This is a genomic window from Micromonospora sp. NPDC005161 (assembly GCF_053599855.1).
This window is the reverse complement of record NZ_JBSFYQ010000012.1, coordinates 136,770-162,033: the sequence shown is the minus strand read 5'-3', so window position 1 is coordinate 162,033 and position 25,264 is coordinate 136,770. Positions and strand designations below refer to the sequence as shown.

21 protein-coding genes are annotated in these 25,264 nt (G+C 72.6%); 8 read left to right on the top strand and 13 right to left on the bottom strand.

Annotated elements, in window-relative coordinates:
- Window positions 1-14: 14 nt before the first annotated feature.
- Together ACWD5O_RS14650 and ACWD5O_RS14645 are read right to left on the bottom strand one after the other, a co-directional pair.
- Window positions 15-1,196 carry an acetoin utilization protein AcuC gene (locus tag ACWD5O_RS14650; protein ID WP_450085584.1) on the bottom strand — a complete coding sequence of 394 codons (1,182 nt, stop codon included), beginning with the start codon at window positions 1,194-1,196 and terminating at the stop codon, window positions 15-17.
- Between the two features lie 48 nt (window positions 1,197-1,244).
- On the bottom strand, window positions 1,245-2,105 hold the full coding sequence (locus ACWD5O_RS14645; protein ID WP_450085583.1) for a sulfurtransferase: 861 nt from the start codon (window positions 2,103-2,105) through the stop codon (window positions 1,245-1,247).
- A 101-nt stretch (window positions 2,106-2,206) separates the two neighbouring features.
- On the opposite strand from ACWD5O_RS14645, the gene ACWD5O_RS14640 reads away from it, so the two are divergent.
- Window positions 2,207-2,896 (top strand): metal-dependent transcriptional regulator, encoded by a 690-nt coding sequence (locus ACWD5O_RS14640; RefSeq protein ID WP_450085582.1) that lies wholly within the window; start codon window positions 2,207-2,209, stop codon window positions 2,894-2,896.
- Between the two features lie 31 nt (window positions 2,897-2,927).
- Here ACWD5O_RS14640 and ACWD5O_RS14635 read toward each other — a convergent pair whose 3' ends face one another.
- Genes ACWD5O_RS14635 through ACWD5O_RS14625 form a run of 3 tightly spaced genes read right to left on the bottom strand, consistent with a single transcriptional unit; the run spans window position 2,928 to window position 4,884 of the window.
- Window positions 2,928-3,602, bottom strand: coding sequence for a hypothetical protein (locus ACWD5O_RS14635; protein WP_450085581.1), 675 nt, complete (start codon window positions 3,600-3,602; stop codon window positions 2,928-2,930).
- Entirely contained in the window at window positions 3,599-3,853 is a 255-nt protein-coding gene (locus ACWD5O_RS14630; protein ID WP_450085580.1) for a DUF5522 domain-containing protein, read from the bottom strand. Before ACWD5O_RS14630 ends, ACWD5O_RS14635 begins: the two co-directional genes overlap by 4 nt.
- 41 nt (window positions 3,854-3,894) lie before the next feature.
- Window positions 3,895-4,884 carry an asparaginase gene (locus tag ACWD5O_RS14625; protein ID WP_450085579.1) on the bottom strand — a complete coding sequence of 330 codons (990 nt, stop codon included), beginning with the start codon at window positions 4,882-4,884 and terminating at the stop codon, window positions 3,895-3,897.
- A gap of 181 nt (window positions 4,885-5,065) precedes the next feature.
- On the opposite strand from ACWD5O_RS14625, the gene ACWD5O_RS14620 reads away from it, so the two are divergent.
- The 3 genes from ACWD5O_RS14620 to ACWD5O_RS14610 all read left to right on the top strand — a co-directional run bounded on the left by ACWD5O_RS14620 (window position 5,066) and on the right by ACWD5O_RS14610 (window position 8,689).
- Window positions 5,066-6,361, top strand: a complete 1,296-nt coding sequence (locus tag ACWD5O_RS14620) for an MFS transporter (RefSeq protein WP_450085578.1) — start codon at window positions 5,066-5,068, stop codon at window positions 6,359-6,361.
- 415 nt (window positions 6,362-6,776) lie between these two features.
- A complete protein-coding gene (locus tag ACWD5O_RS14615; RefSeq protein WP_450085577.1) occupies window positions 6,777-7,757 on the top strand; it encodes a MerR family transcriptional regulator in 981 nt (326 codons plus the stop codon).
- The gene (locus ACWD5O_RS14610) at window positions 7,754-8,689 is read left to right on the top strand and encodes a GNAT family N-acetyltransferase (RefSeq protein WP_450085576.1); all 936 of its coding nucleotides are present in this window, start codon (window positions 7,754-7,756) and stop codon (window positions 8,687-8,689) included. The genes ACWD5O_RS14615 and ACWD5O_RS14610 overlap by 4 nt, the downstream gene beginning before the upstream one ends.
- Window positions 8,690-8,719: 30 nt before the next feature.
- Here the strand turns inward: ACWD5O_RS14610 and ACWD5O_RS14605 are convergent, their stop codons facing one another.
- Window positions 8,720-9,655, bottom strand: a complete 936-nt coding sequence (locus ACWD5O_RS14605) for a DUF2332 domain-containing protein (protein ID WP_450085575.1) — start codon at window positions 9,653-9,655, stop codon at window positions 8,720-8,722.
- Window positions 9,656-9,804: 149 nt separating this feature from the next.
- Here ACWD5O_RS14605 and ACWD5O_RS14600 point away from each other — a divergent pair, with 149 nt between their 5' ends.
- Entirely contained in the window at window positions 9,805-10,917 is a 1,113-nt protein-coding gene (locus tag ACWD5O_RS14600; RefSeq protein WP_450085574.1) for an FAD-dependent monooxygenase, read from the top strand.
- Between the two features lie 185 nt (window positions 10,918-11,102).
- Here ACWD5O_RS14600 and ACWD5O_RS14595 read toward each other — a convergent pair whose 3' ends face one another.
- Window positions 11,103-13,997 carry a vitamin B12-dependent ribonucleotide reductase gene (locus ACWD5O_RS14595; protein WP_450085573.1) on the bottom strand — a complete coding sequence of 965 codons (2,895 nt, stop codon included), beginning with the start codon at window positions 13,995-13,997 and terminating at the stop codon, window positions 11,103-11,105.
- Window positions 13,998-14,059: 62 nt separating this feature from the next.
- A complete protein-coding gene (gene nrdR, locus ACWD5O_RS14590; protein ID WP_354963158.1) occupies window positions 14,060-14,563 on the bottom strand; it encodes a transcriptional regulator NrdR in 504 nt (167 codons plus the stop codon).
- 591 nt (window positions 14,564-15,154) lie between these two features.
- Between nrdR and lexA the strand changes: the two genes are divergently transcribed.
- Complete coding sequence (gene lexA / locus ACWD5O_RS14585; RefSeq protein WP_354963159.1) at window positions 15,155-15,940, top strand: transcriptional repressor LexA; 786 nt, start codon at window positions 15,155-15,157, stop codon at window positions 15,938-15,940.
- A 92-nt stretch (window positions 15,941-16,032) separates the two neighbouring features.
- Here lexA and ACWD5O_RS14580 read toward each other — a convergent pair whose 3' ends face one another.
- A complete protein-coding gene (locus tag ACWD5O_RS14580; RefSeq protein WP_450085572.1) occupies window positions 16,033-17,739 on the bottom strand; it encodes a hypothetical protein in 1,707 nt (568 codons plus the stop codon).
- Window positions 17,740-17,789: 50 nt separating this feature from the next.
- Window positions 17,790-19,244: a GTPase HflX gene (gene hflX / locus ACWD5O_RS14575; RefSeq protein ID WP_450085571.1), complete on the bottom strand. Its 1,455-nt coding sequence runs from the start codon at window positions 19,242-19,244 to the stop codon at window positions 17,790-17,792.
- A 184-nt stretch (window positions 19,245-19,428) separates the two neighbouring features.
- Here hflX and ACWD5O_RS14570 point away from each other — a divergent pair, with 184 nt between their 5' ends.
- Window positions 19,429-20,895, top strand: coding sequence for an NAD-dependent malic enzyme (locus tag ACWD5O_RS14570; protein WP_354963162.1), 1,467 nt, complete (start codon window positions 19,429-19,431; stop codon window positions 20,893-20,895).
- A 289-nt stretch (window positions 20,896-21,184) separates the two neighbouring features.
- Here the strand turns inward: ACWD5O_RS14570 and dapF are convergent, their stop codons facing one another.
- From dapF to ACWD5O_RS14555, 3 genes are read right to left on the bottom strand one after another with little or no spacing between them, the layout of a single operon-like run.
- Window positions 21,185-22,036: a diaminopimelate epimerase gene (gene dapF, locus ACWD5O_RS14565; RefSeq protein ID WP_450085570.1), complete on the bottom strand. Its 852-nt coding sequence runs from the start codon at window positions 22,034-22,036 to the stop codon at window positions 21,185-21,187.
- Window positions 22,037-22,043: 7 nt separating this feature from the next.
- The gene (gene miaA / locus ACWD5O_RS14560; protein WP_450085569.1) at window positions 22,044-22,976 is read right to left on the bottom strand and encodes a tRNA (adenosine(37)-N6)-dimethylallyltransferase MiaA; all 933 of its coding nucleotides are present in this window, start codon (window positions 22,974-22,976) and stop codon (window positions 22,044-22,046) included.
- Window positions 22,973-23,689 carry a class III extradiol dioxygenase subunit B-like domain-containing protein gene (locus ACWD5O_RS14555; protein ID WP_450085568.1) on the bottom strand — a complete coding sequence of 239 codons (717 nt, stop codon included), beginning with the start codon at window positions 23,687-23,689 and terminating at the stop codon, window positions 22,973-22,975. Before ACWD5O_RS14555 ends, miaA begins: the two co-directional genes overlap by 4 nt.
- Window positions 23,690-23,890: 201 nt before the next feature.
- On the opposite strand from ACWD5O_RS14555, the gene ACWD5O_RS14550 reads away from it, so the two are divergent.
- Window positions 23,891-25,099 (top strand): DUF349 domain-containing protein, encoded by a 1,209-nt coding sequence (locus tag ACWD5O_RS14550; protein ID WP_354963166.1) that lies wholly within the window; start codon window positions 23,891-23,893, stop codon window positions 25,097-25,099.
- The last annotated feature ends 165 nt before the right edge of the window (window positions 25,100-25,264 follow it).

Sequence of the window (25,264 nt, the reverse complement as noted above, 5' to 3'; positions counted from 1 at the left end):
TCCCCCGGCCCGGCTCAGTCCCGCGGATCGTACGGGTCGAGCCCGAGCAGCGGGAAGACCGTCTTGCGGGTGGCCGCGATCGCCCGGTCCACCGCGTTCGGCTCGCCGGTCGGCTGCCACGGCTCGTACGACGGGTCCGCGTCGTCGGTCATCCGCAGCGGCACCTCCCGGCCCGGACCACGGGCGGCGGCCAGTGCCCGCCAGGCCGGCGGAGTGAGCGTGGCCGGGTCGAGCGGGTCACCGGTGGCCACTGCCAGCAGGTGGCTCCAGGCCCGGGGCACCACCTCGACCAACGCGTACCCGCCGCCGCCGGTGGCGACCCAGCGGCCGTCGCACAACTCGTCGGCGAGCGCCCGCAGCGCGACGTAGGTGGCCCGCTGCCCATCCACCGTGAGGTTCAGGTCGGCGAGCGGATCCAGCCGGTGCCCGTCGGCGCCGCACTGGCTGACCAGCACCTGCGGCCGGAACGCACGCAGCACCGACGGCACGATCGCATGGAACGCCCGCTGCCAGCCGGTGTCGTTGACGCCGGGCGGCAGGGGCATGTTGACCGCGGTGCCCTGCGCGCCCGGCCCACCCGTCTCGTCCGGGAAACCGGTGCCCGGGAAGAGCGCGAGCGGGGTCTCGTGCACGCTGACCGTGAGCACCCGAGGGTCGTCCCAGAAGATCTGCTGCACCCCGTCGCCGTGGTGCACGTCCACATCCACGTACGCGATCCGCTCGGCGCCCAGGTCGAGCAGGCGGGCGATGGCCACCGCCGGGTCGTTGTAGACGCAGAAACCGGAGGCTCGGGCGGGCATCGCGTGGTGCAGGCCACCGGCCACGCTCACCGCCCGCCGCGCCTCACCGCGCCAGACCGCCTCGGCGGCGGCCACCGTGGCGCCGGCGACCAGCGCGCTGGACTCGTGCATCCCGTCGAAGACCGGGTTGTCGGAGGTGCCCAGCCCGTACCCGGCGAAGAGCGGGTCGCGCGGCGCGGCGCGCACCGCGGCCAGGTAGGCCGGGTGGTGCACCCGGGTGAGCAGGGCGTCGTCGGCGGGCTCCGGCTTGACCAGGCGGACCCCGGGGCGGTCCAGGATGCCCAGCTCGCGGGCGAGCGCGACGGTCAGCTCCACCCGGACGGGGTCGAGCGGATGGTCACCCATGTCGTAGGCGAGCAGCGACTCGTCCCACACCACCACAGTGTCGTCGGACATGTGCCCATCGTCGCACGAGGACCGTCGCCGGCCCACCACACGCGCTGCTCAGCGGCCGGGTGTCGGCCCGGAGGCAACCGGCCGGGTCGGGTCGGCCACCCAGTTGCTCCACGATCCGACGTAGAGCGCCGCGTCCGGTCGGCCCGCCAGGTGCAGCGCGAGCACGGCCTGCGCGGCGGTCACCCCGGAGCCGCAGTACGCCCCCACCGACCGCGCCCCGGTCACCCCGGCGGCGGCGAACCGCTCGCGCAGCACGTCGGCGGCCGGGAAACGCCCGTCCGGGCCGACGTACTCTCCGGCGGGCAGGTTCGCCGCGCCCGGGACGTGCCCGGCGACCGGATCGATCGGCTCGACCTCACCCCGGTAGCGGGGCGCGGCCCGCACGTCGAGCAGTACGGCTTCGTCCGCGGCCGCCAGCGCGGCGGCCTGACCGGCGTCGAGCACCGGAAGATCGCCGGGGCGCACCTCGACGTCGCCGGGGGCCGGGGTGGGCATCGCGGTGGAGACGGGTCGACCGGCGGCGACCCAGGCCGGGTAGCCACCGTGCAGCACGCGGACGGGGCGGTGCCCGGCCCAGCGCAGCGTCCACCAGGCCCGGGCGGCGGCCAGCCCGTCGCCGCCGTCGTACACCACCACGGGGTGACCGGCCCGGACGCCGGCGGCCCGCAGCGCGGCCTGCAACGCGGCCGGGTCGGGCAGCGGGTGCCGGCCGCCCGCACCGGGCGGCCCGCAGAGCGCGGTGTCCAGGTCGACGAAGACCGCGCCGGGCAGGTGACCGGCCAGGTAGTCGTCGCGGCCGGGCGGGCCGGCGAGCCGCCAGCGGACGTCGAGCAGGGTGGGCGGGTCGGCGCGGTCGAGCTCGGCGGCGAGCCGCTCGACCTCGACCAGCGGCTCCTGATTACCGGACATGGCGACCATCCAACACCATGCCGGTCGTCGGTTCGCGGGTCGGCGGCGGTCGATCGCCCGTTCTGCGAGGTAGCATCGTGCACCGGAGGGCCGCTGACGTCATGAAGTCTCACGACCTGGTCGACACGACCGAAATGTACCTGCGCACCATCCTCGAGTTGGAGGAGGAGGGTGTGCCCCCGCTGCGCGCCCGGATCGCCGAGCGACTGAAGCAGAGCGGTCCCACCGTGAGCCAGACCGTCGCCCGGATGGAGCGCGACGGCCTGCTCACCGTCGAGGGCGACCGGCACCTGATGCTCACCGTCCAGGGTCGCGGCACCGCCGTGTCCGTGATGCGCAAGCACCGCCTCGCCGAGCTGCTGCTGGTCAACGTCATCGGGATGCCCTACGAGGAGGCCCACGAGGAGGCCTGCCGCTGGGAGCACGTGATGAGCGACGCCGTGGAGAAGCGGGTGTACGACCTGCTCAATCGGCCGACCCGCTCCCCGTACGGCAACCCGATCCCGGGCCTGGAGGAGCTGGGCTCGCCGGAGGCGGCGCCCGCCGAGGCCGGCGAGGGTGAGCGCAACCTGGCCTTCCCCGGTCTCTCCGGGCCGGTCGTGGTGCGCCGGATCTGCGAGAGCGTGCAGACCAACGCCGACGTGCTGCGCCAGCTGCACGCCGCCGGCGTCGACCCGGGCGCCACGGTGACCGTGGCCCAGGAGCGCGACGGCGTGTCGATCGACCGCTCCGGGGACCGGGTCCGGCTGCCCCGCGAGGTCGCCTCCCGGGTCTTCGTCGCCGCCAACTGACCAACCGCCGGCCAGGAGGGCGACCCGGGCGTCACAGCGCCCGGGTGTTCACCTTCTTGGCCAGCGCGACCAGGTCACCGGTCAGTTTCTCGGCCGCCGAACGTTGGGCACCGCTCGCCGCCGTCCAGCTCAGCGTTGCCAGCCGCCCCTCGCTGGCCAGCCACCCCACCTCGGCGACCGGCCCGCGCCCGCTCGCCGCCGCGATGGTCCGCCGGTACGCCTGCTGACCCAGCCCGGTCACCTTCGTCGCCTTGTCGGGCACCACGTCCGCGCCGAAGGTGGCCTTGTCGATCTTGGTGTCGGTAACGCTCAGCGTCAGCTCCGGCAGCGCCGCGCGCTCGGCCCGGACGACGCAGGTGAACGTGTCACCCCGTTCGCTGGCGGCCGCCACGTCGAAGCGCACCTTGACCAGCTGCTCGATGACCGTGAAGTCGAGCAGGCGGCAGGCGCCGCCCGACGACGCCGCCGGCACGTCCACCGCGATCGGTGCCGGCGGTGGCACCGCCACCGGCTCGGCCTCGGCGGCGCAGCCGCTCACCAGCAGCCCCGCCAGCCCGGCGACCACGATCCGCCCGCGCACGCTCCACCCTCTCGCCGACCGACGGCGGAAGGTGCCCGCCAGGTGTCCGTCGGACACCGTACGGGGTGTCCGGGCCCGGCGGAAGCCCTCGTTCGGCGGGTCCGCCGCGACCCGAGCGGCGCTCATCCGGCCGACCGGTCGTCCACGTACGGGCAGTGCCGGCAGCCGCGTCCGCAGCAGGTGCCGCGGCCGGCCAGGAAACCGGCGCTGAGCACGAACAGCCCGGTCGCCGGGTCGAGATAGCCCGCCTCCCCGGCGGCGAGCGCGGCCGTGTGCGCCGCGATGATCCGAGGCCGGTCGGGGTGCTCGGGCGGCAGCCGGGACGGGTGCGGCTCGGTGAGCGGCCGGTCGGCCAGGGGTCGTCGCTCTCCGGTCACCGCAGCAGTCTAGGGACGCCGTCGGAGCGCCCGGCCCGTGGTCAGCCGTGCCGGGCCAGCGCGGCGGCCACCTCGTCCCGGCCGGCACCGGCGGCGAGCAGCAGGCGCAGCAGCACGCGCGCCTTGTACGGGTCGAGCAACCCGCCGTTGAGCAGCCCACGCCGTTGCAGGTCGGTCTCCGAGCCGACCGCCCCGTACGTGTGCCGCAGCACCGACCCGGCCCCGGATCGGGAGGTGAGCACCACCGGCATCCGGCTGGCGAGGGCACCGAGCGCCGGAGCCAGGGTGGCGGGCACGTGCCCCACTCCGAAGCCGGCCACCACCAGGCCCTGGTGGGTGTCGGCCAACCCATCCAGCAGCAGCCCGTCGTCGTCCATCGTCACCACGTACAGGGCCACCCGGGTCGCGTCGAGCCGGTCCGGGTCGACCGGCGGCAGCGGCTCGTGCCGCTGCGGCCGGGTCAGCACCCGTACCTCCCCCTCGATCACCTGGCCGAGCGGGCCGGCGTTGGGCGAGGCGAAGGTGGCGGTGCTGGTGCTGTGCGTCTTGCGCAGCCAGCGGGCGGCGTGCACCTGGTCGTTGACGGCGACCAGCACGCCCAGGTCACGGGCGGCCGGCGCGGCGGCCACCCGCAGTGCCGCGAGCAGGTTCGCCGGCCCGTCGGCGCCAGCCAGGGTGGGGTTGCGCATGGCGCCGGTGAACACCAGCGGGGCGGCGTGCGGCCAGATCAGGTCGGCCAGGAACGCCGTCTCCTCCACCGTGTCGGTGCCCTGGGTGACCACCACGCCGGTCGCGCCGCCGTTCACCGCCCGGGACGCCTCCGCGACCACGTCGAGCAGCTGACGGCCGGTGAGGTGAGCGCTGGGCACCGCGTGGGTGTCGCGCACGTCCACGGGTACGCCCAGCTCGGCGAGGCCGGGCACGGCGGCGGTGAGGTCCGCGCCGGTGAGCCGGGTGACCACGCCCGGGCGGCCGGCGTCGACGCCGCCCATCGCGATCGTGCCGCCGAGGGTGATCAGGGCGATGGACACGGATGGGCCCTCCTTTCGCCGCTGGGGCGTCCCGCGGCCCTGGGACGGTACCTGCCCCGTTGAGCGGGCCGACGACCCGACCGGACGACGCGAAAAGCGGTGTCGTGTGCGATCGCGGCCCCGGTAGGGTCCCCGGGCCGCCGGCCGGCGGCACGCGTGACCGCACAGACAGGCTGTGATCGTGACCCAGCAGGTGACCCAGGCCCCGGCGAGCGCGACCGGTGCCGTCCCGTCGCTGTGGCGCAGCAGGAGCTTCCTGCTGCTCTGGGGTGGTCAGACGGTCAGCGAGCTGGGCACCCGGATCGCCAACGTTGCGGTGCCGCTGCTCGCCGCCGGCACCCTGAATGCCAGCGTCTTCCAGGTCTCCCTGCTGACCGTCCTGGCCTGGCTGCCGTACCTGCTCTTCTCGCTGCCGGCGGGCATCGTCGCCGACCGGCTCGACCAGCGGCGGCTGATGATCGCGTGTGACCTGGGTCGGGCCGCGCTCATGCTGTCGCTGCCGGTGGCCGCTCTGGTCGGCCAACTCACCCTTCCCTTCCTGTACGCGGTGGTCGGGCTGGGCGGGGTGCTGACCGTGCTGTTCACGGTGGCGTACAAGACCCTGCTGCCCCGGCTGGTGCCGGCGGACCTGCTGGTGGACGGCAACGCCAAGCTCACCATCAGCGAGGATGCCGCCGAACTGGTCGGCCCGACGGTCAGCGGCGTGCTCATCGGGCTGGTCGGCGCGGCCCGGACCTTCCTGACCAACGGGTTCGCCTTTGTGGTCAGCGCGCTGACGCTGATCCTCATCCGCGAGGCGCCGGTACGCCGCGAGCCGGCCCCCCGGGTGCCGCTTCGGGTGGAGCTGACCGACGGGCTGAGCTTCATCCGGCGGCAACCGATCCTCGTCAGCATCCTGGCGTGCACCACCTGGTCGAACTTCTGGGTAATGGCGTCCGGCTCGATCGAGGTCACCTTCCTGGTCCGCGAGCTGCACGCCAACCCGGTGCAGGTGGGGCTGGTCTTCTCGGTCAGCGCGGTCGGAGGGCTGGTGGTGGGGGTGCTGGCCGCCCGGCTGACGGCCTGGCTCGGCTCGGCCCGGGTGATCTGGGTGGCGATGGCCGCACCTGGCCCGTTCTACCTGCTCATGCCGCTCGCGCAGCCCGGCTGGGGGCTGCTGCTCTACGGGGCCGGGCTGGCCGCGTTCTCGGCCAACGCGGTGCTGTTCAACGTGGCGGCGATGTCGTACCGGCAGCGGATCACCCCGCCGGCGATCCTCGGCCGGGTCAACGCGGCGTTCCTCTGGATCTGCCTCGGGGTGATCCCGCTCGGGGCGCTGACCGGCGGCGCGCTCGGCACCGCGCTGGGTCTGCGCGCCGCCCTCTGGGTGTGTGTGCTGGGCACCTGGGCCGCGTGCCTGTTCGTGGTCTGCTCCCCGCTGCGCCGGATGCGGGACATGCCGCCGGTGTCGTCGAAGGATCCGACGGTTTCGTCGTAGGGTCCGACGATTCGCCCGGCAGCCGGGTATTCGGCAGCGGCGTCGTCCTGCTGCGCCACGAGCGGGCCCGCTGACCCACATCGCCCGGACGGTTCCGCACGGGCCAACAGTCCTGGGAGGGCGTACTCGTGGCCAGCTTCGCCGCGCCCGACGGCACCACACTCGCGCGGTGCCGGGCCCGGCCGGCGGCGGGTCAGCGCAGGCGCGCTCCCGGCCGTCGGCGGCGCCGGCCGGTGCCCAGGCCCGGGTGTGGTCCTTTGCTCTGCTTCAACGGAGGCAACACTTGTCCGTGCTGAGTGTTGCGTGGAGTGAAGCAGCGCAAAGGGCGCGTGGCAGGGTACGGCCGGGGCGTGGTCAGCCGCCGCCGCCGGTATCGGGTTGAGTCTCCAGTGGGGGGAGACAGCAGGGTGGGGGCATGAACGGGGAAACGCGCTACACGATCGGCGACCTGGCCCGGCGGACCGGCCTGAGCGTCAAGACCATCCGGTACTACGCCGACCGGGGAATCGTGCCGCCCACCGACCGGAGTCCGGCCGGCTACCGCCGCTACGGCCCGGACGCGGTCGCCCGGCTGGAGCTGGTCCGGACGCTGCGCGACCTCGGCGTGGACCTCGCCGCCATCCGTCGGGTGGTCGACCACGAGGTGCCGCTGGCAGAGGTGGCCGCCGCGCACGCCGAGGCGTTGGCGGTGCAGATCCGCGTGCTGCGGCTGCGCCACGCGGTGCTCACCGCGGCGACCCGGCGCGGCGGCGGAGCCGACGAGTTGGAGCTGCTGCACACCCTGGCCCGGCTTTCCGGGCAGGAGCGTCGCCGGCTGGTCGACGACTTCCTCGACGCCGTCTTCGACGGCCTCGTGACCGTGCCGGCGTACCCGGGGATCATGCGGTCGCTGACCCCGGAGCTGCCTGACGAGCCCAGCGCGGCGCAGATACAGGCGTGGGTGGAGCTGGCCGAGCTGGCCCGGGACCCGGACTTCCGCGCCGGCATGCGGCGACTGGTGCGGCAGTACGCCGCCGACCACGACGTCCCGGGGCTGCCCCGCCCGGATGCTGTCGCGGTGGTCCGGGACGCCGTGGCACCCGCCCTGGCGGCCGGCGTCGACCCGACCTCGCCGGCCGCCGACGCCATCGTGGAGACCGTCACCGGCCGGTACGCGCAGCTCAGCGGCCAGTCCGACGGCGCCGATCTGCGGCGTCGACTGCTGAGCCGGCTGGAGACGGCGAACGATCCCCGCCGGGATCGCTACCTCGACCTGCTCGCGGTGATCAACGGCTGGCCGACGGGCGGGCAGACCGCGCCGGCGCTGGACTGGTTCATCCGGGCCCTGCGCGGTCGGATGCCGATCCGCACCCTGCGTAAGCTGCCCCACACCCACACTGAAGGGCCCCTCCTGTGACCACGATCCGTGTTGCCCGCTCCGACGAAATCCCCGGGCTCGTCCAATACGCGAACGATGCCGGACGCAATGCCGCGACCAGCACCTACCTGACCGACCTACTCACCAAGGGCTGCACGCGGCCGGAGTGGTGCCTGGTGGCCGAGGACGGCGACCGTCTGATCGGCAGCGTTGCCGGGTGGACCATGCCGGGCCACGACATGCCGAGCGATGTCGTGCTCCTGGAGGCCCCCTGGGACGACCCCGACCTGACCGTCGGGCTCGCCCTGCTCGCGGAGATGGCCACCCTGGCCAGGACGCTCGGTGCCACGGAACTGGGGCATGTGGTGGATTCCCCGGCCCAGGCACCACAGTTTCAGCGCCATCCCGAGCGGCGCGGTGAACTGCTGCGCCGGGCCGGATTCACCGTGGCCCGCGACGGCCGGCGCTTCCGCTGGCTGGCCGGCGGGGAACTGCCCGCGCAGGACGAGCGGCTTCGATTCCGATCCCTCGCCGACCTTGGCCCCGAACCCTTCGTCGATCTGCTGGAGGCCCTGCTCGCCGACACCGCCGACGCCCGGCTGTCCGAAGACGTACGCCGGCACGGCCGGCGCAAGGCCGCGGAGCTGCTGTTCGAGGAATCGGCCGAACTCCACCACGAGCCGCAGTGGTGGGAGATCGGGTACGACGCCGACGGCACCCCGGCCGTGATCAGCCTCCCGGCGCACAGCCCCGCCTTTCCCGTGATCGGCTTCGTCGGTGTCGCTCCCGCGCACCGGGGCAAGGGCTACAGCTCGTCGGTCGTGGCACGGGGTACGGCGATCCTGGCGGAGAACGGCGCCACAGAGATCCGCGGCGACTGCGACGTACAGAACATCGCGATGTTCAAGGGATTTCAGCGCGCGGGTTACGACAACTTCGCCGACCGGATGGAGTTCAGCCGTTCGCTCTGACCCGTATCCGGCATCGACGCCCCGGGGGCGTCAGCCGAACCAGGTCATCGCCTGGCCGTGCCCCCGGGTCCACGCCAGCGGCTTCCCATCCAAGGCGAGGACGTTGTGCAGCGCCGCCTCCGGGAGGTCGGGCAACCCGTCGTACGGCAGCACCTCCGGGGCCTCGTTGGCGACCCAGTGCCCGGGCAGGCCACGGACCAGCCGGACGAACGCCTTCCGACGCGGCACGGGCACCTGGTAGAGCACGGAGGTGTGGAAGACCACGAGGGTCGCGCCTGCCGGCGCCCGCGCCGCGAGCGCCGGCAGGTCGTCCACCAGGTCACCGCGGACCAGCAGCGGTGGGTCGGCCGCGGCGACCGCCGCCGCGGCGCGCAGCCGGGCCCGCCGGTGCGCGTGCTCCGGCCAGATCAGGGCGTCCAACCAGGACACGTCGTCGGGGTCGGTCACGTCGAGCGGGTTGAGGTCCAGGCCGGCCCGCCACACCACCTTGGGTACGCGTGCCGGCGGTACCAGTCCGCTGGCCGCGCAGTCCAGGACCGGCTCGCCGGAGCCGACCTGATGCTCGCCGTAGCGGTAGGCGTACCGGTCGGGGTAGAGGCAGAGCCCGGCGGACGCGCCGACCTCCAGTAGAGCGAGCGGCTGCGGCAGCGCGGCGAGCACCGGCAGCAGGACCGCGCACCGCCCGGCCTCGTTCGTCTGGGTGGCCCGAGCCCGCACCTGCGCCTCGATGGCCGACCAGTTCGTCACGGCGTAGTCGTGGAACGCGGCCGGGTCCTCGACCGGGCCGCCGAGCCACCGGACGACACCGAACAACAGATTCGGCTGCCGCTTGGCCGGCGGAAGCCCGTCGAGCAGGGCGAGCAGCTCGTCGTCGCGGGACACCGCCAGGGACAGCCGCTCGTACGCGGGCGAGACCCCGCGCACCTCGCGGCGGGCAAACCTGGCGTACGCCTCAGCGGTCGTCATGTCCTGATCGTCGCAGCCATCCGCCGGCACGTCACACCCCGTGTCTCCGATGCCAGCCGCCGCCTTCCCCGCCTCATAGAGTGCGGCGGCGGCCGGACCGTTGAGCAGCAGCTCAACCGGTCGGAACGGGCAACGGGGAGGTACATGTCGTGCGGGGTGACGGTGTTCGGGTACTGATCGTCGGCGGTGGTGTCGCCGGACTGGCGACGGTGTCCGCGTTGCGGGACTGGGGCGCGACGGCCGACGTGGTTGAGCGGGCACCTGGGCCGGCCGACTCCGGCACCGGCATCTACCTCACCGGCAACGCGACCCGGATGCTCGACGTACTCGGTCTGCGGGAGCCGGTCGCCGACGTCGCCGTGGAGATCACCCGGCAGCGCAGCGCCAACCAGCGCGGACGCCGCCTCTTCGACATCGACGTGGCCGCACTGTGGCAGGGCGTCGGGCCCTGCGCGTCGCTGTCCCGGGCGCAGTTGCACCGGGCCCTGCTCGCCGGCGTCGGCGACGCCCCGATCCGCTGGGGCCGCCAGCCGGTCGCTCTCCGCCAGGAGGGCGACGTGGTCGCCGTCGAGTTCGACGACGACAGCACCGCACGGTACGACCTGGTGATCGGCGCCGACGGGGTGAACTCGACGGTCCGGCGGCTCGCCTTCAACGGTCAGACGGCCCGCGACCTCGGCCAGTACGCGTACCGGTGGGTCGCTCCCCGGATCGACGACGAGTCGGTCTGGTCGGTGCAGTTGGGGCGCGGTAGGCAGTTCCTGACGGTCCCGATCAGCGCCGAGCAGACGTACTGCTACTACAACGACGGCCCGGTGGCCGACCGACCCGGCTGGCGCGACGAGTTGGGCGCGACGTTCACCGAGCCGGCCGCCACGATGCTCAAGGCCCTCGACTACGACGCCAGCACCCTGCACGCCGGGCCGAACCAGGAGGTCGTCCTCGACTCCTGGTCCCGGGGCCCGGTGCTGCTGATCGGCGACGCCGCTCACGCCACCTCGCCGAACATGGCCCAGGGCGCGGCCATGGCTCTGGAGGACGCCGTCGTGCTCGCCGAGTCACTGGCCGCCGCCGGGAGCATCGCCGAGTCGTTGCACGGCTACGAGGTGCGCCGCCGCCCGCGTACCGACTGGGTACTCAGCCAGACGCACCGCCGGGACAAGGCCACCGGGCTGTCGCCCGCGCTGCGCGACCTGGTGCTGCGCCGCCTCGGCGAGCAGATGTTCCGGTCGAACTACAGGCCGCTGTTCGCCCGCCCCTGACCCGACGAGCCGCGCTACTCGCGTGGCTTCGGTCCATCACGATCGACTCGGGTTCCGTGATGTCGGGGTATCCGGGCGAGGATGATGCCCCGATTTCATTGAACCCGAGTCGATCAGGCGGGAATGCCGCGAGCGCGGCAGGTGATCCCTGCCGCGCTCGCGGGTAATACGGTCGATCGCGTACGTCAGCTGCAGCCGCTGGTGGAGCCGCAGCCCTCGCAGACGTAGCAGCTACCGGCCGGGCGCATCTTCGTACCGCAGGTGAAGCAGAGCGGTGCGTCGGCGGCCTTGCCGATCACGGCCTCGAGCAGTTCGGTGCTGGAACCCACGCTCGGAGCCGGCTTGGCGGCGGCCACCTCGGCCATCTCCTGCGCCGGCTGCGCGACGGCCTCCGGCTTGGCCGGGGCCTCCACTGGTGCCGAGGACGCCATCGCGGTGAGCTCCGCGCCGGTCACGGCGGCGGCTTCCGCGTCGGCCTCGGCGCGCAGCTGCGCGGCCCGCTCGCTGGCGGTGAAGATGCCCAGCTCGGCGCGACGCTCGTACGGCAGGAAGTCCAACGCCAGGCGACGGAAGATGTAGTCCATCACCGAGGCCGCCATCCGCACGTCCGGGTCGTCGGTCATCCCGGCCGGCTCGAAGCGCATGTTGGTGAACTTGCTGACGAACGTCTCCAGCGGCACGCCGTACTGCAGGCCGATGCTGATGGCCACCGAGAAGGCGTCCATCACCCCGGCCAGGGTCGAGCCCTGCTTGGACATCTTGAGGAAGACCTCGCCGAGGCCGTCGTCCGGGTAGGACGACGCGGTGAGGTAGCCCTCGGCGCCACCGACGGAGAAGCTGACCGTCTCGGACGGGCGCTTCTTCGGCAGGCGCTTACGCACCGGCCGGTACTCGATGACCTTCTCCACCGCGGCCGGCGCGGCGGCTGCGGTCTCGACGGCGGCCGGCTCGGTGGCCTTGTTGGACTTGGCCACCGAAAGCGGCTGGCCGACCTTGCAGTTGTCCCGGTAGATCGCCAGCGCCTTGAGGCCGAGCTTCCAGCCCTCGAAGTAGATCTTCTCGACGTCCTCGACGGTGGCCGCCTCCGGCATGTTGACCGTCTTGGAGATCGCGCCGGAGACGAACGGCTGGATGGCCGCCATCATCCGCACGTGACCCATCGGGGCGATCGTCCGCTCACCCATGGCGCAGTCGAAGACCGGGTAGTGCTCCGGCTTGAGGCCGGGGGCGTCCACCACGTGACCGTGGTCGGCGATGTGCTCGACGATCGCCTCGACCTGCTCCTCGGGGTAGCCGAGGCTGCGCAGGGCACGCGGAACCGTCTGGTTGACGATCTGCATCGAGCCGCCACCGACCAGCTTCTTGAACTTGACCAGCGCCAGGTCCGGCTCCACGCCGGTCGTGTCGCAGTCCATCATGAAGCCGATCGTGCCGGTCGGGGCGAGGACGCTCGCCTGCGCGTTGCGCCAGCCGTTCTTGTCGCCGATCTTGTTGCCCTGGGTCCACTGCTTGGTCGCCTCGCGGACGATCGCGGTGGCCACCGGGCTGGTCGGCTTGATCTCGTCGTTGGCCGCCGCGTGCTTGCGCATGACCCGCTTGTGCGGCTCGGCGTTGCGGGCGTAGCCGTCGTACGGGCCGACGACGCCGGCCAGCTCGGCCGAGCGGCGGTAGGCGGTGCCGGTCATCAGGGACGTGATCGCCGCGGCGACCGAGCGGCCCTGCTCCGAGTCGTACGGCAGGCCGGTGGCCATCAGCAGGGCGCCCAGGTTGGCGTAGCCGATGCCGAGCTGCCGGTAGGCGCGGGAGGTCTCACCGATCTTCTCGGTCGGGAAGTCCGCGAAGCAGATGGAGATGTCCATCGCGGTGATGACGAACTCGACGGACTTGACGAACTTCTCCACCTCGAAGCCACCGTCGGCGCGGAGGAACTTCATCAGGTTGAGCGAGGCAAGGTTGCACGAGGAGTTGTCCAGGTGCAGGTACTCCGAGCACGGGTTCGACGCGGTGATCCGCCCGGTCTCCGGGCAGGTGTGCCAGTCGTTGATCGTGTCGTCGTACTGCAGGCCCGGGTCGGCGCACTCCCAGGCGGCCTGGGAGATGGCGCGGAACAGCTTCTTGGCGTCGACGGTCTCGATCACCGAGCCGTCCAGCCGGCCGCGCAGGTCGAAGCCGCCGCCGTTCTCCACCGCCGCCATGAACTCGTCGGAGACCCGGACCGAGTTGTTGGCGTTCTGGTACTGCACGCTGACGATGTCGGAGCCGCCGAGGTCCATGTCGAACCCGGCGTCGCGCAGCGCGCGGATCTTGTCCTCCTCGCGCGCCTTCGTGACCACGAACTCCTGGATGTCCGGGTGGTCCACGTCGAGGATGACCATCTTGGCCGCCCGCCGGGTCGCGCCGCCGGACTTGATGGTGCCGGCCGAGGCGTCCGCGCCGCGCATGAAGCTGACCGGGCCGGAGGCGTTGCCGCCGGAGGAGAGCAGCTCACGGGACGAGCGGATCCGCGACAGGTTGACCCCGGAGCCGGAGCCGCCCTTGAAGATCAGCCCCTCCTCCTTGTACCAGTCGAGGATCGAGTCCATCGAGTCGTCGACGGACAGGATGAAGCAGGCGCTGACCTGCTGCGGCGACGGCGTACCGACGTTGAACCAGACCGGCGAGTTGAAGCTGAACACCTGGTTCAGCAGCATCCAGGTCAGCTCGTGCGCGAAGATCTCGGCGTCGGCCGGGCTGGCGAAGTAGCCGTACTCCTCACCCGCGGTGCGGTAGGTGCTGACCACCCGGTCGATCAACTGCTTGAGCGACCACTCCCGCTCCGGGGTCCCCACCGCGCCCCGGAAGTACTTGGTGGTCACGATGTTCGCCGCGTTGACGCTCCACGACTCCGGGAACTCCACCCCGCGCTGCTCGAAGTTGATCGAGCCGTCCCGCCAGTTCGTCATCACGACGTCGCGGCGCTCCCAGGTGACCTCGTCGTACGGGTGGACCCCCTCGGTCGTCCACACCCGCTCGATCTTCACCCCGGCGCTCGCGCTGGCCTTGCTCCGTGACCTGCTTGTCGTCACACCATCCCCCGACATCTCATCCGCCCCCTCGTCCACGCGGCCACCCGCCGCGCTTCCACCTGTCAGCAACACAAACCTCAGTTGGTACGGCCGGCGGTCCCCGCCGCCCCGGCCTGGGCCGCGCCCTCCCGGGCGCGGGCCGCGGCCCGCAATGTCTCGATCTCCTGCTCGAAGTCGGCGAGCGAGTCGAAGGACCGGTAGACGCTGGCGAACCGCAGGTACGCCACCTCGTCCAGGTCCCGCAGAGGGCCCAGGATGGCCAGCCCCACGTCATGGCTGGGGATCTCGGCGGCACCCTTGGCCCGCACGGTCTCCTCGACCTTCTGGGCCAGCAGCGCGATCGAGTCCTCGTCGACGGGCCGGCCCTGGCACGCCTTGAGCACCCCGCCGATGATCTTCGTACGGCTGAACGGCTCGGTCACCCCGCTGCGCTTGACGACCGCGAGGACCGCCTCCTCGACGGTGGTGAACCGCTTGCCGCACTCCGGGCAGGACCGTCGCCGCCGGATGAGCTGACCGTCGTCGGCCTCCCGCGAGTCGACCACCCGGGAGTCGGCGTACCGGCAGTACGGACACCGCATCGCCTACCTCCTAATCATGATCAACCACGGTTGCGCCGGGCACTCCCGGGCACGGCTCGCCACGACGGTGCCGTCCGGAGACGGCGCCCGCCGTGGTCGACGTTACGAGAGTGCGGTCGGTAGTCGGACCCAACCTGTAGGCAACTTACGCCCGTGTCACTACTACATCTAGGGGTTGACCGTATGTCGCTGGCGAACCCGGGTCAAGTTGGCTGGCGTGTCCGGCGCGTCACGGACCATCCGGTCATCCACCCCAGCGCTCCACCGGAAGACCCAACGCCGGACCCCCGCCGCGGTTACCGGCCAACGGGCCGCAGTAGCCCGCAAAACGGCCGAGGATCGAACACCCGTGCTATCCGACGTACCATTTATCAGAACATCCGTACGACAGGAGTGGTTTTTCACCCCGACACGCCGGTGAGAGGTCGTACAGATGTTTGAAAATGACCGATCTCACCTATACGGTCAGGAACAGCCGGGTGCGATGGATCTTCGCCACACGCGGCGACGCACCACCCTCAGCACCGTCGTGGCACCACCGCACGCACCACGAGCCGACGAGGCACCCAGCGCCGACCAGGGAGGACGGACGTGACCGAGGACCGGGCCAGCCGGCCGAAGAGCCCGCAGCAGATCACCGAGGCGGGCCCGCCGGCCACCCGACGCCGCAGCGCCGCGCGCAGCCGGACGGGCCAGCCCGTCGTGCGCCCGGTCACCCCGGTGGTCAGCACCTTCCCCGACCCGGCGACGGTCGACCTGACCGCACGCCAGCGCCGCATCCTGGAGTTCATCCGCAGCTGGGTGGAGCGCCACGGCTACCCGCCGAGCGTCCGGGAGATCGGCGAGGCGGTCGGCCTCGTGTCGCCGTCCAGCGTCGCCTACCAGCTCAAGGAGCTGGAAAAGAAGGGCTTCCTGCGCCGCGACCCCAACCGGCCGCGCGCGGTGGACGTCCGGGCCCCGAGCGAGGCCATCGACGACGAGCTGTCCCGCGCGCAGCGGCCGACCCCGGCATACGTGCCGATGCTCGGCCGGATCGCCGCCGGTGGGCCGATCCTCGCCGAGCAGGCGGTGGAGGACATCTTCCCCCTCCCCCGCGAGCTGGTGGGCGAGGGCGAGGTCTTCATGCTCCAGGTCAAGGGCGACTCGATGCTCGACGCCGCGATCTGTGACGGCGACTGGGTGGTCGTCCGGCAGCAGCCCACCGCCGACTCGGGCGAGATCGTGGCCGCCATGCTCGATGGCGAGGCGACCGTCAAGACCTACCGGCGGCGCGACGGGCACGTCTGGCTGATGCCGCAGAACCCAGCCTTCGACCCGATCCCCGGTGACGACGCCACCATCATGGGCCGGGTCGTGGCGGTGCTGCGCCGGATCTGACCGGTCCGCGGGTGAGTGCCCACGGCACTCACCCGCGCCACCCAGGGCGGTGCAGTCGTTCAGGGTGCGTCAGGGCACGTGGCCGGGACGCGTCAGTAGCGGTCGCCCCGGTGGCCGCGACCGCCCCCGGGATACTGCCCGTACGGGTCCACGGGCGCGTCCTCTTCACGCCGACGACCGGGCCGCTGGCCCCGGTAGTCCGGCTCCGGCCCACCACGCCGTGGCGGCTCCGCCCGACCGCCGCCGGGCTGGCCACCACCACCGGGCTGGCCACCGCCACCGGGCTGGCCACCGCCGCCGTACGCGCCTCCGCCGGGACGGCCACCGCCCGGAGGACGACCGCCGCCACCCGCCGGCCGACCACCGCCGCCCGCCGGGGGACGACCCCCGCCGTAGACGCCGGGCGCGCCGCCCGCCGGGGCAGGGCCGTAGCCACCGTCGGCGGCCGCGGGACGGCCACCGCCGTACACCCCGCCGCCCGCCGGGGCGGGACCACCACGACCCGCGCCGCCGCCGTACGTCCCGCCGCCGGCGCCGTAGACCGCCCCACCGGCCGGCGCGCCACCACCGTAGACGCCACCCGCACGGTCACCGGCCGGGAAGCCGTCGTCGGCACGGGCGCCGGGCGGGCCCAGAGGCTCGCCGTCCGGATCCGACCGGCCGGAGCCATCGGCGGTCGGCGGGCGGCGGCGGGCCCGGAGGATGCCGACGATGCCCGCACCAACCAGCAGCAGGCCGATCAGCCCGACCGCGCCGACCAGGTACGTGATGTCGTCGAAGCTCATCCCGTCGATCCAGGACTTGGAGGCGGCCGACTTGGACTCACCGGCATCCGCCGCCAGCGGTTGCGCCGTCGAGGTGGACGGCGTGTAGCTGAGGATGTCGACCGTCTCCTCCTCGGTGAACTGCTGGCCGTCGGAGACGGTGAGGAAGGTCTTGCCGTCCGTGGTGTAGCTGATGGCCTCACCGAACGGGTCCGTGAGCGGCGTCACCCGGGGCTTGCCAGTGGTGAGCGCGCCGACGATGTCGCCGCCGGTCACGTCGAACTCGAAGGCGTCCGCGTAGGTGCGCAGGACCACCCGGGTGCCGTCCGGCGACCGCGCCGCGCCGGTGATCGCGACCCGGCCGAACGTGTTGAGCGGGTTCTCGGTCTCTGTCCTGGGCAGCGCGATGTCGCCGACCTTGCGCATCGGCACCGGGTCGGTGTCGCCGTTCCTCAGCGCCGCCGTGGGGGTGTAGATCTCGGCCTTCCCGCTGGTCACCTTGGTGATGATCAGCGGTTTGCCATCGTTGCCGATGAGCAGCGCCTCGGCGTCGTGGGGCTTGCCCTCGGGGTAGGAGAGACGGTGCAGCACCGGCTCCTTGCCGCCGGTGACCGGCATCGACCAGAGCGCGACCCGCTTACGGCGCTCCTTGGCGAAGACGTTGTCGCCGGTGTCCGCGATCCAGAGGGTCGCGCCGTTCGGTGAGAGAGCGAGGTCCTCGGTGTCGAACGGGCCATCCCCCGAGTAGCGGACCGGGTCCTTCGAGATTTTGCACTTGCTGTCCAGGAAGAAGACCCGCTTGCGTGCCGAGACCTCGGTGCCGTCGTTGATGACGATGTAGCCGCTCTTGGTCACCACCAGCCCGGACAGCTCGCGCAGCCGCTCGTCGGCGATCGTGCACCGCTTCTTACCGGGAGTGACGGCGGGCGCTTCGAGAGATGCGGGGGCGGGAGCGGCGACAGCCACTCCGGCGAGCGCCACGGTTGCCCAGAACAGGCCGAGGGCAACCGTGACCGAGGAAACAACGCGGCGCATTCGGTCAGTGTCGCATGCCGCGCGTTTCCGGGGGATGACGCCGGGGCCGCTCAGCGCCGGCTGCCGGCCGTCTGCCCCTGTCGCTCGACGTCGAACGGCGCCAACTCGGCGGCGAGCGCCTCGCCGACCCGCACGTGCAGCAGGGTGCCTTCCGGCAGGTGCGACGTGCTGAGCACATCGCCAGTACGGTGCACCCGTGCCACCAGGTCACCCCGGTCGTACGGCAGGACGGCCCGGACCTCCACGGCCGGTCGGGGAAGCCGCTCCTCGATCGCCTCGCGCAGCCCGTCGACGCCCCGCCCGGTGTGCGCGGACACGAAGATCGCGTCCGGCCAGAGCCGCTTGAGCCGCAGCAGCGTGTCCTCGTCGGCCGTGTCGGTCTTGTTGACCACCAGCAGCTCGGGGAGCCGGTCGGCGCCCACCTCGGCGAGCACCTCGTGGACCGCCCGTACCTGCTCCTCCGGGTCCGGGTGGGCACCGTCGACGACGTGCACCACCAGATCCGCCTCGGCGACCTCCTCCAGCGTCGAGCGGAACGCCTCGACGATCTGGTGCGGCAGGTGCCGGACGAAGCCGACCGTGTCCGAGAGGGTGTAGAGGCGCCCGTCGGCGGCGGTGGCCTTACGGGTGGTCGGGTCCAACGTCGCGAAGAGCGCGTTCTCCACCAGCACACCCGCGCCGGTCAGCCGGTTGAGCAGGCTGGACTTGCCGGCGTTGGTGTAGCCGGCGATGGCCACCGCGGGGACGGCGTTACGGGTACGCCGTGCGCGCTTGGTCACGCGTACCGTCTTCATGCTCTTGATCTCGCGGCGCAGCCGGGAGATGCGGTGCCGGATGCGCCGCCGGTCGGTCTCCAGCTTGGTCTCACCGGGGCCACGCACACCCACGCCGCCGCCGGCGCCGCCGCCGCGACCGCTACCACCGGTCTGCCGCGAGAGCGTCTCGCCCCAACCGCGCAGCCGCGGCAGGAGGTATTCCAGCTGGGCCAGCTCGACCTGGGCCTTACCCTCCTTGCTCTTGGCGTGCTGGGCGAAGATGTCGAGGATCAGCGCCGTCCGGTCGACCACCTTGACCTTAGTGCGCTGCTCCAGGTTGCGCAGCTGGGACGGGGACAGCTCACCGTCACAGATCACCGTGTCGGCGCCCGTGGAGAGCACCACAGCGCTGAGGTCGTCGACCTTGCCGCGGCCGATGTAGGTGGCCGGGTCGGGTCGCGTACGGCGCTGGATCAGCCCCTCGAGCACCTGCGAGCCGGCGGTCTCGGCGAGCGCGGCCAGCTCGGTCAGCGAGTTCTCCGCATCGGTCACCGTGCCCTCGGTCCAGACCCCCACCAGGACGACCCGTTCCAGCCGCAGCTGCCGGTATTCCACCTCGGTGACGTCGGTGAGCTCGGTGGAGAGGCCCGGTACGCGTCGTAGCGACTGCCGCTCCGACAGCTCCATCTCGCCGGTGGTGACGTCGTCGAGCTCGTCCTCGACGGGGACAAAGCTCTCCTGGTCTCGCAAGCGGTTCTCCTGTCCGTTTTGATAAGTAGAACGTAATCCTGACATGTCGCAACGCCGAGCGCACCTGCTATATGCCCGTGCTGAAGGTCGCCAAAAGCGGGGGCGAATGCCGGTCGACCTCGACAACCCGGTAGAAATGCTGGGCGGCGGCCGAGCGGCCGCACAGCTGTGACGGAGGGACCCCGTGGCCATCACCCGACTGCCGAGCGCCGGATTCTCGATCACCATCCGGATCGCCGTGACCGCGGACGCCTCCTCGATCGGCCGGCTCACCACCTCGGTCGGCGAGGCGGGGGCGATCGTCACGGCGCTGGACGTGGTGGACTCCGACCCGACCCACGTGATCGTCGACCTGACCTGCGACACCGCCGACGCCGGCCATGCCGACCAGGTGGTGGACGCGCTGACCGCGCTGGACGGCGTGGACGTGCGCAAGGTGTCGGACCGGACGTTCCTGCTGCACCTCGGCGGCAAGATCGAGGTGACCTCGAAGGTCGCGCTGCGCAACCGCGACGAGCTGTCCCGGGCGTACACCCCCGGGGTGGCCCGGGTCTGCATGGCGATCGCCGAGAACCCGGCGGACGCCCGCCGGCTGACCATCAAGCGCAACACCGTCGCGGTGGTCAGCGACGGCTCTGCGGTGCTCGGCCTGGGCAACCTGGGCCCGGCCGCGTCGCTGCCGGTGATGGAGGGCAAGGCGGCGCTGTTCAAGCGCTTCGGCGGGGTGGACGCCTGGCCGGTGGTCCTGGACACCCAGGACACCGACGAGATCGTGGCCATCGTCAAGGCGATCGCGCCGGCGTACGGCGGGATCAACCTGGAGGACATCGCCGCGCCGCGCTGCTTCGAGATCGAGGCCCGACTGCGTGAGCTGCTGGACATCCCGGTCTTCCACGACGATCAGCACGGCACCGCGATCTGCGTGCTGGCCGCGCTGACCAACGCGCTGCGGGTCGTGGGCAAGCAGCTCGCGGACGTGCGGGTGGTGGTCTCCGGCGCCGGCGCGGCCGGCACGGCGATCATGAAGCTGCTGCTGCGCCAGGGCGTCGGCGACATCATCGCGTACGACCGGGAGGGCGCCCTGCACCGTGGGCTGACCGGGCTCAACTCGGCGTGGCAGTGGCTGGCGGACAACACCAACAAGGAGAACTACTCCGGCGACCTGCCGGGTGCGATCCGGGGCGCGGACGTCTTCATCGGGGTCAGCGCGCCGAACCTGCTCACCGGCGACGACATCGCCCAGATGGCCAAGGACTCGATCGTCTTCGCGCTGGCCAACCCGGACCCGGAGGTCGACCCGCGGGAGGCACGCAAGCACGCCGCCGTGGTGGCCACCGGCCGCTCGGACCAGCCGAACCAGATCAACAACGTGCTCGCCTTCCCCGGGGTGTTCCGCGGCATGCTGGACGCGCACGCCGAGGAGTTCACCGAGGAGATGGCGCTCGCCGCCGCCCAGGCCATCGCCGACGTGGTCGGCGAAGACAAGATCAACCCGACGGTGATCGTGCCCAGCGTCTTCGACTCCCGGGTCGCCCCGGCGGTCGCCGCCGCGGTCCGCGCCGCCGCCCACAACCCCAGCCCGCTGCCGGCCGCCGACCCGGGCCCCGCCGACCTCCCCGAGATCGCCGCCAACGCCAGCGCCACCCCCTGACGGACTGATCGACGCGGAGCCGGCCCGGCACACGCCGGTATCGACGTGAGCGGGGGAGACGACCGGTTGGTGGTCGTCTCCCCCGCTTTGCTCTGCTTCAACCACCGCAACGGTCGGTGTCCGATTATCGGACATCAACCGTTGCGTGGGGTGAAGCAGAGCAAAGGCCTCGCGGTGACCGACCGCGGTCGAGCGCGGCACACGAGCGAGTAGCAGACACGGCACACGGGCGACCAGCAGACGCGGCACACGGGCGGCAGAGGACCGGACGGGCCAGCGCCGCCGGATGTCAGGCCGAGGCGGGCAGCGCGGCGAGGTCGACCTCGCCGGTGGCCACCAGGAGGGCGGGGCCGGACAGCCAGCAGGAGTCCTCGGTGACGGTCACCGTGACCCGGCCGCCGGGAACGTCGACGGCGACGCTGCCGGTGTCCCGGGCCGCGTCGCGCAGGGCCACCGCGGCCACCGCGCAGGCGCCCGTGCCGCAGGAGAGGGTCTCCGCGCTGCCGCGCTCGTACACCCGCATCAGGGTGTGCTCGTCGGTGCCGTCGACCGGCTCGCCCGGCACGATGAACTCCACGTTCACCCCGCTCGGGAAGAGCGCCGGGTCGAATCCGGGCGCGGTGGCGAGATTCAGCGCGGACAGCTCCAGACCGGCCGGCAGGACGCAGACCAGGTGGGGGTTGCCGACGTCCACGGCGGTGCCGGGCAGGGTCAGCCCGCCGAGCGTGGCGGTCGAGTCGGCGTGCAGCCGGGGGCGGCGCATCTCGACGGCGATGACGTCTCCCTCGACCCGCGCGCGCACGACGCCGGCCCTCGTGGCCACCGGCAGCGCCACACCGGCCGGCGTGGCCAGCCCGGTGTCGACCAGGTAGCGGACGAAGACCCGGGCGCCGTTGCCGCACATCTCGGCCAACGAGCCGTCGGAGTTCCAGTAGTCCATGAACCACTCGGCCTCACCGGCCTGCCCGGCACCCTCCGGATGCTTGGCCGCGCGGACCACTCGCAGCACCCCGTCCGCGCCGATGCCCCGCCGCCGGTCGCAGAGCGCCGAGACCAGCTCCGGGGTCAGATCGAGCTGACCGTCCGGGTCGGGGAGAACGACGAAGTCGTTGCCGGTGCCATGGCCCTTGGTGAACTCCACGCCCCCATCATCGCGCAGGAGCGGGCACCAGGCGCAGGGCGGCCTCGATCACGTCCGGCGCGGCCGAATCCAGCCAGTGGACCCGCGGGTCGCGCCGGAACCAGGACCGCTGCCGGCGGACGAACCGCCGGGTGGCCCGGACCGTCTCGTCGTGCGCCTGCGTCTCGGTCAACTCACCGGCGAAGAACCGCAGCACCTGCTGGTAGCCGAGCGCCCGGCTGGCCGTCCGCCCCTCGGGCAACCCCCGCCCGACCAGCTCGCGGGTCTCGGCCAGCAGGCCGTCGGCCCACATCCGGTCGACCCGCAGCGCGATCCGCTCGTCCAGCAGCCCGGTGTCCAGGTCGACTCCGAGCTGCAGCGACGGGTAGTACGGCGCCGGCGCCGGCAACGACGCCGTGAACGGGGCACCGGTGAGCTCGATCACCTCCAGGGCCCGGACGATCCGCCGGCCGTTGCCGGGCAGGATGCCCTCGGCGGCGGCCGGGTCGGCCGCGCGCAGCCGCGCGTGCAGCGGTGCCGGGCCGACCTCGGCCAGCTCCCGTTCCAGCCGCTCGCGCAGCTCCGGGTCGGTGCCGGGGAAGTCGAAGCGCTCCAGGACCGCCCGCACGTACAGCCCTGAGCCGCCGACCAGCAGCGGCACCCGCCCCCGGGACAGGATGTCGTCCACCGCCGCGCGGGCCAGACGCTGGTATTCCGCGACGCTGGCCGGCTCGGTGACCTCCCAGATGTCCAGCAGGTGGTGCGGCACCCCGTCCCGCTCGGCGGGGGTCAGCTTGGCGGTGCCGATGTCCATGCCATGGTAGAGCTGCATCGAGTCGGCGTTGACCACCTCCCCGTCCAGGGCGTGCGCCAACGCGATGCTCAACGCCGATTTGCCCGCCGCGGTCGGGCCGACCACCGCGACGACGGTGCCGACCGGACGGCCCCCGTCGCCACTCACGCCGGCACCCAGGACGCCACGAAGTAGGCGACGCCGTACGGGGCCGAGTCGTGCAGCAGCTCGCCGCGCCACCCGCCGCCGGTCGACCGGGCCACGCCGGCGAGCACCTGCCAGGGCGCCCGGCCGGCGGCCTTCAGCTCCGCGGACACAACCGGGTCGAGATCGAGCAGGACATCCACGTCCGCCTCGGCCAGGGCGGTCGCCACCCGCTGGTCGTACGCGTTGGCGCGCGGGTCGTCGTACCCCGGGGACTTCTCCCCCCGACAGGCCGACCCGTCCCCGAGCACCAGCAGCGCCACCCGGGCACCCACGGCGCCGACCTCGTCGGCGAGCGCGGCCAGCTCGGCGGGGGCGGCGTCGGCGGCCACCTGCACGGCGGTCACCGGCAGCCGCACGCCGTGCCGGGCCAGCAGCCACGCACCGAGGGTCAGGCTCAGCGGCAGCACCGCGCCCCGGTCCGGCTGGCCGGGGGTGAGCGGCACGTCCAGGTCGACGCCCCAGGGCTGCAGGGAGCCGGTGGCCGGAGGCGGGACCGGGCCGGTCACCGGGCCAGCGCCGAGCAGCACCACGGTGGACGGGTCGGCGGCCAACAGCCCGCGTACGGCGGTGTCGCAGGCCGCCCGCAAATCGTCCAACTCGGGCGCGGCGGCGCCCGCCACCTCAGGCACGAGCAGGGGCGGATGCGGGCAGACGGCGGCGGCGACCAGTGGCACCCGTTTACCGTAGCGGGAATCCCCGGTGCGTCTCCGCGCTGATCCGGTCAATCGGGCCCTAGGACACCGTATGGTCACGGTCGGCGATAGGCGCTCGACGCGGACCGGGTCGGACCTGTGACAATGCCGGAAGCAACTTGGCTGCGCCGTGGCGGCGACGGGGGACGGTTCCCTCGACGCCGGGAGAACGAGGATGGGCACATGAGCGACTGGACTGCCTTCGGACGGGTGGACGCGGACGGCACCGTGTACGTCAAGACCACCGAGGGAGAGCGGGTGGTCGGATCCTGGCAGGCGGGAGCACCGGAGGAGGGCCTCGCGCACTTCGCACGGCGCTTCGCCGATCTGGTGACCGAGGTGGACCTGACCGAAGCGCGGCTCAACTCGGGGGCGGCGGACGCCGGTCACTCGCTGAGCACGATTCGGCGGATCCGCGCCTCGCTGCCCGAGGCCCACGTGGTCGGCGACATCGACGCGCTGGCCGCGCGGCTGGACAAGTTGGCCACCCTCGCCGAGGAGAAGGCCGGCGAGGCGCGTGCCGCCCGGGACGCCGCTCGCGGCGAGGCCCTGGCCCGCAAGACCGCGCTGGTCGAGGAGGCCGAGAAGCTCGCCGCCGAGTCAACCGGCTGGAAGACCGCCGGCGACCGGCTCAAGGAGATCCTCGACGAGTGGAAGACCATCCGCGGAGTCGACAAGAAGGCCGATGGTGAGCTGTGGAAGCGGTTCGCCGCCGCCCGGGACGGCTTCACCCGGCGCCGGGGCGCCCACTTCGCCTCCCTGGACGCGCAGCGCAAGCAGGCGCAGACCGCCAAGGAGGAGCTGGTCGCCGAGGCGGAGACGCTCAAGGACTCCACCGACTGGGCGGCCACCGCCAACCAGCTCAAGGAGCTGATGACCCAGTGGAAGGCCGCGCCGCGCGCCTCCAAGGAGGCCGAGCAGAAGCTCTGGGAACGGTTCCGGGCCGCGCAGGACGCCTTCTTCAGCCGGCGCAGCGAGGTCTTCTCCGCCCGCGACAACGAGCAGCGCGCCAACCTGGAGCGCAAGCAGGCTCTGCTGGCCGAGGCCGAGGCACTGGACATCGACGCCGACCCGAAGGGCGCCCAGGCCAAGCTGCGGGACATCCAGGCCCAGTGGCACGAGGCCGGCCGGGTGCCCCGGGAGGCCGCCGCCGGGCTGGAGCGCCGGCTGCGCGTCATCGACGACAAGGTCCGCGAGGTGATGGATTCGGCTTGGCGCCGGACCACCAAGGAGGACAACCCGCTGCTCGCCCAGATGCGGTCGCAGGTGGCGGAGGCCGAGGACCGGCTGGCCCGGGCGCAGAGCGCCGGGGACGCTCGCCGGATCAAGGAGGCCGAGCAGGCCCTCGCCGCCAAGCGGCAGTTCCTCCAGCTCGCCGAGCAGGCCGGCTGACCTGAGCTGAGCCTTCCGAGGCCCCGGTCCCGCACGGGACCGGGGCTCCGGCGTATCCGCACCCCGCACGCCGCCCCAAGGTCGCACTGGATCCTGGTTGTAGTGGCATCCACCCCAGGGTGAGACCACTACCTCCAGGATCGAGCACGATCATGCGGGGTGGGG

What these genes read in the sequence shown, in the direction of transcription:
- ACWD5O_RS14650 (WP_450085584.1), bottom strand. Translation starts at nt 1,196, where the DNA reads ATGTCCGACGACACTGTGGTGGTGTGGGACGAGTCGCTGCTCGCCTAC.
- ACWD5O_RS14645 (WP_450085583.1), bottom strand. Translation starts at nt 2,105, where the DNA reads ATGTCCGGTAATCAGGAGCCGCTGGTCGAGGTCGAGCGGCTCGCCGCC.
- ACWD5O_RS14640 (WP_450085582.1), top strand. Translation starts at nt 2,207, where the DNA reads ATGAAGTCTCACGACCTGGTCGACACGACCGAAATGTACCTGCGCACC.
- ACWD5O_RS14635 (WP_450085581.1), bottom strand. Translation starts at nt 3,602, where the DNA reads ATGAGCGCCGCTCGGGTCGCGGCGGACCCGCCGAACGAGGGCTTCCGC.
- ACWD5O_RS14615 (WP_450085577.1), top strand. Translation starts at nt 6,777, where the DNA reads ATGAACGGGGAAACGCGCTACACGATCGGCGACCTGGCCCGGCGGACC.
- ACWD5O_RS14605 (WP_450085575.1), bottom strand. Translation starts at nt 9,655, where the DNA reads ATGACGACCGCTGAGGCGTACGCCAGGTTTGCCCGCCGCGAGGTGCGC.
- ACWD5O_RS14595 (WP_450085573.1), bottom strand. Translation starts at nt 13,997, where the DNA reads ATGTCGGGGGATGGTGTGACGACAAGCAGGTCACGGAGCAAGGCCAGC.
- nrdR (WP_354963158.1), bottom strand. Translation starts at nt 14,563, where the DNA reads ATGCGGTGTCCGTACTGCCGGTACGCCGACTCCCGGGTGGTCGACTCG.
- ACWD5O_RS14580 (WP_450085572.1), bottom strand. Translation starts at nt 17,739, where the DNA reads ATGCGCCGCGTTGTTTCCTCGGTCACGGTTGCCCTCGGCCTGTTCTGG.
- ACWD5O_RS14550 (WP_354963166.1), top strand. Translation starts at nt 23,891, where the DNA reads ATGAGCGACTGGACTGCCTTCGGACGGGTGGACGCGGACGGCACCGTG.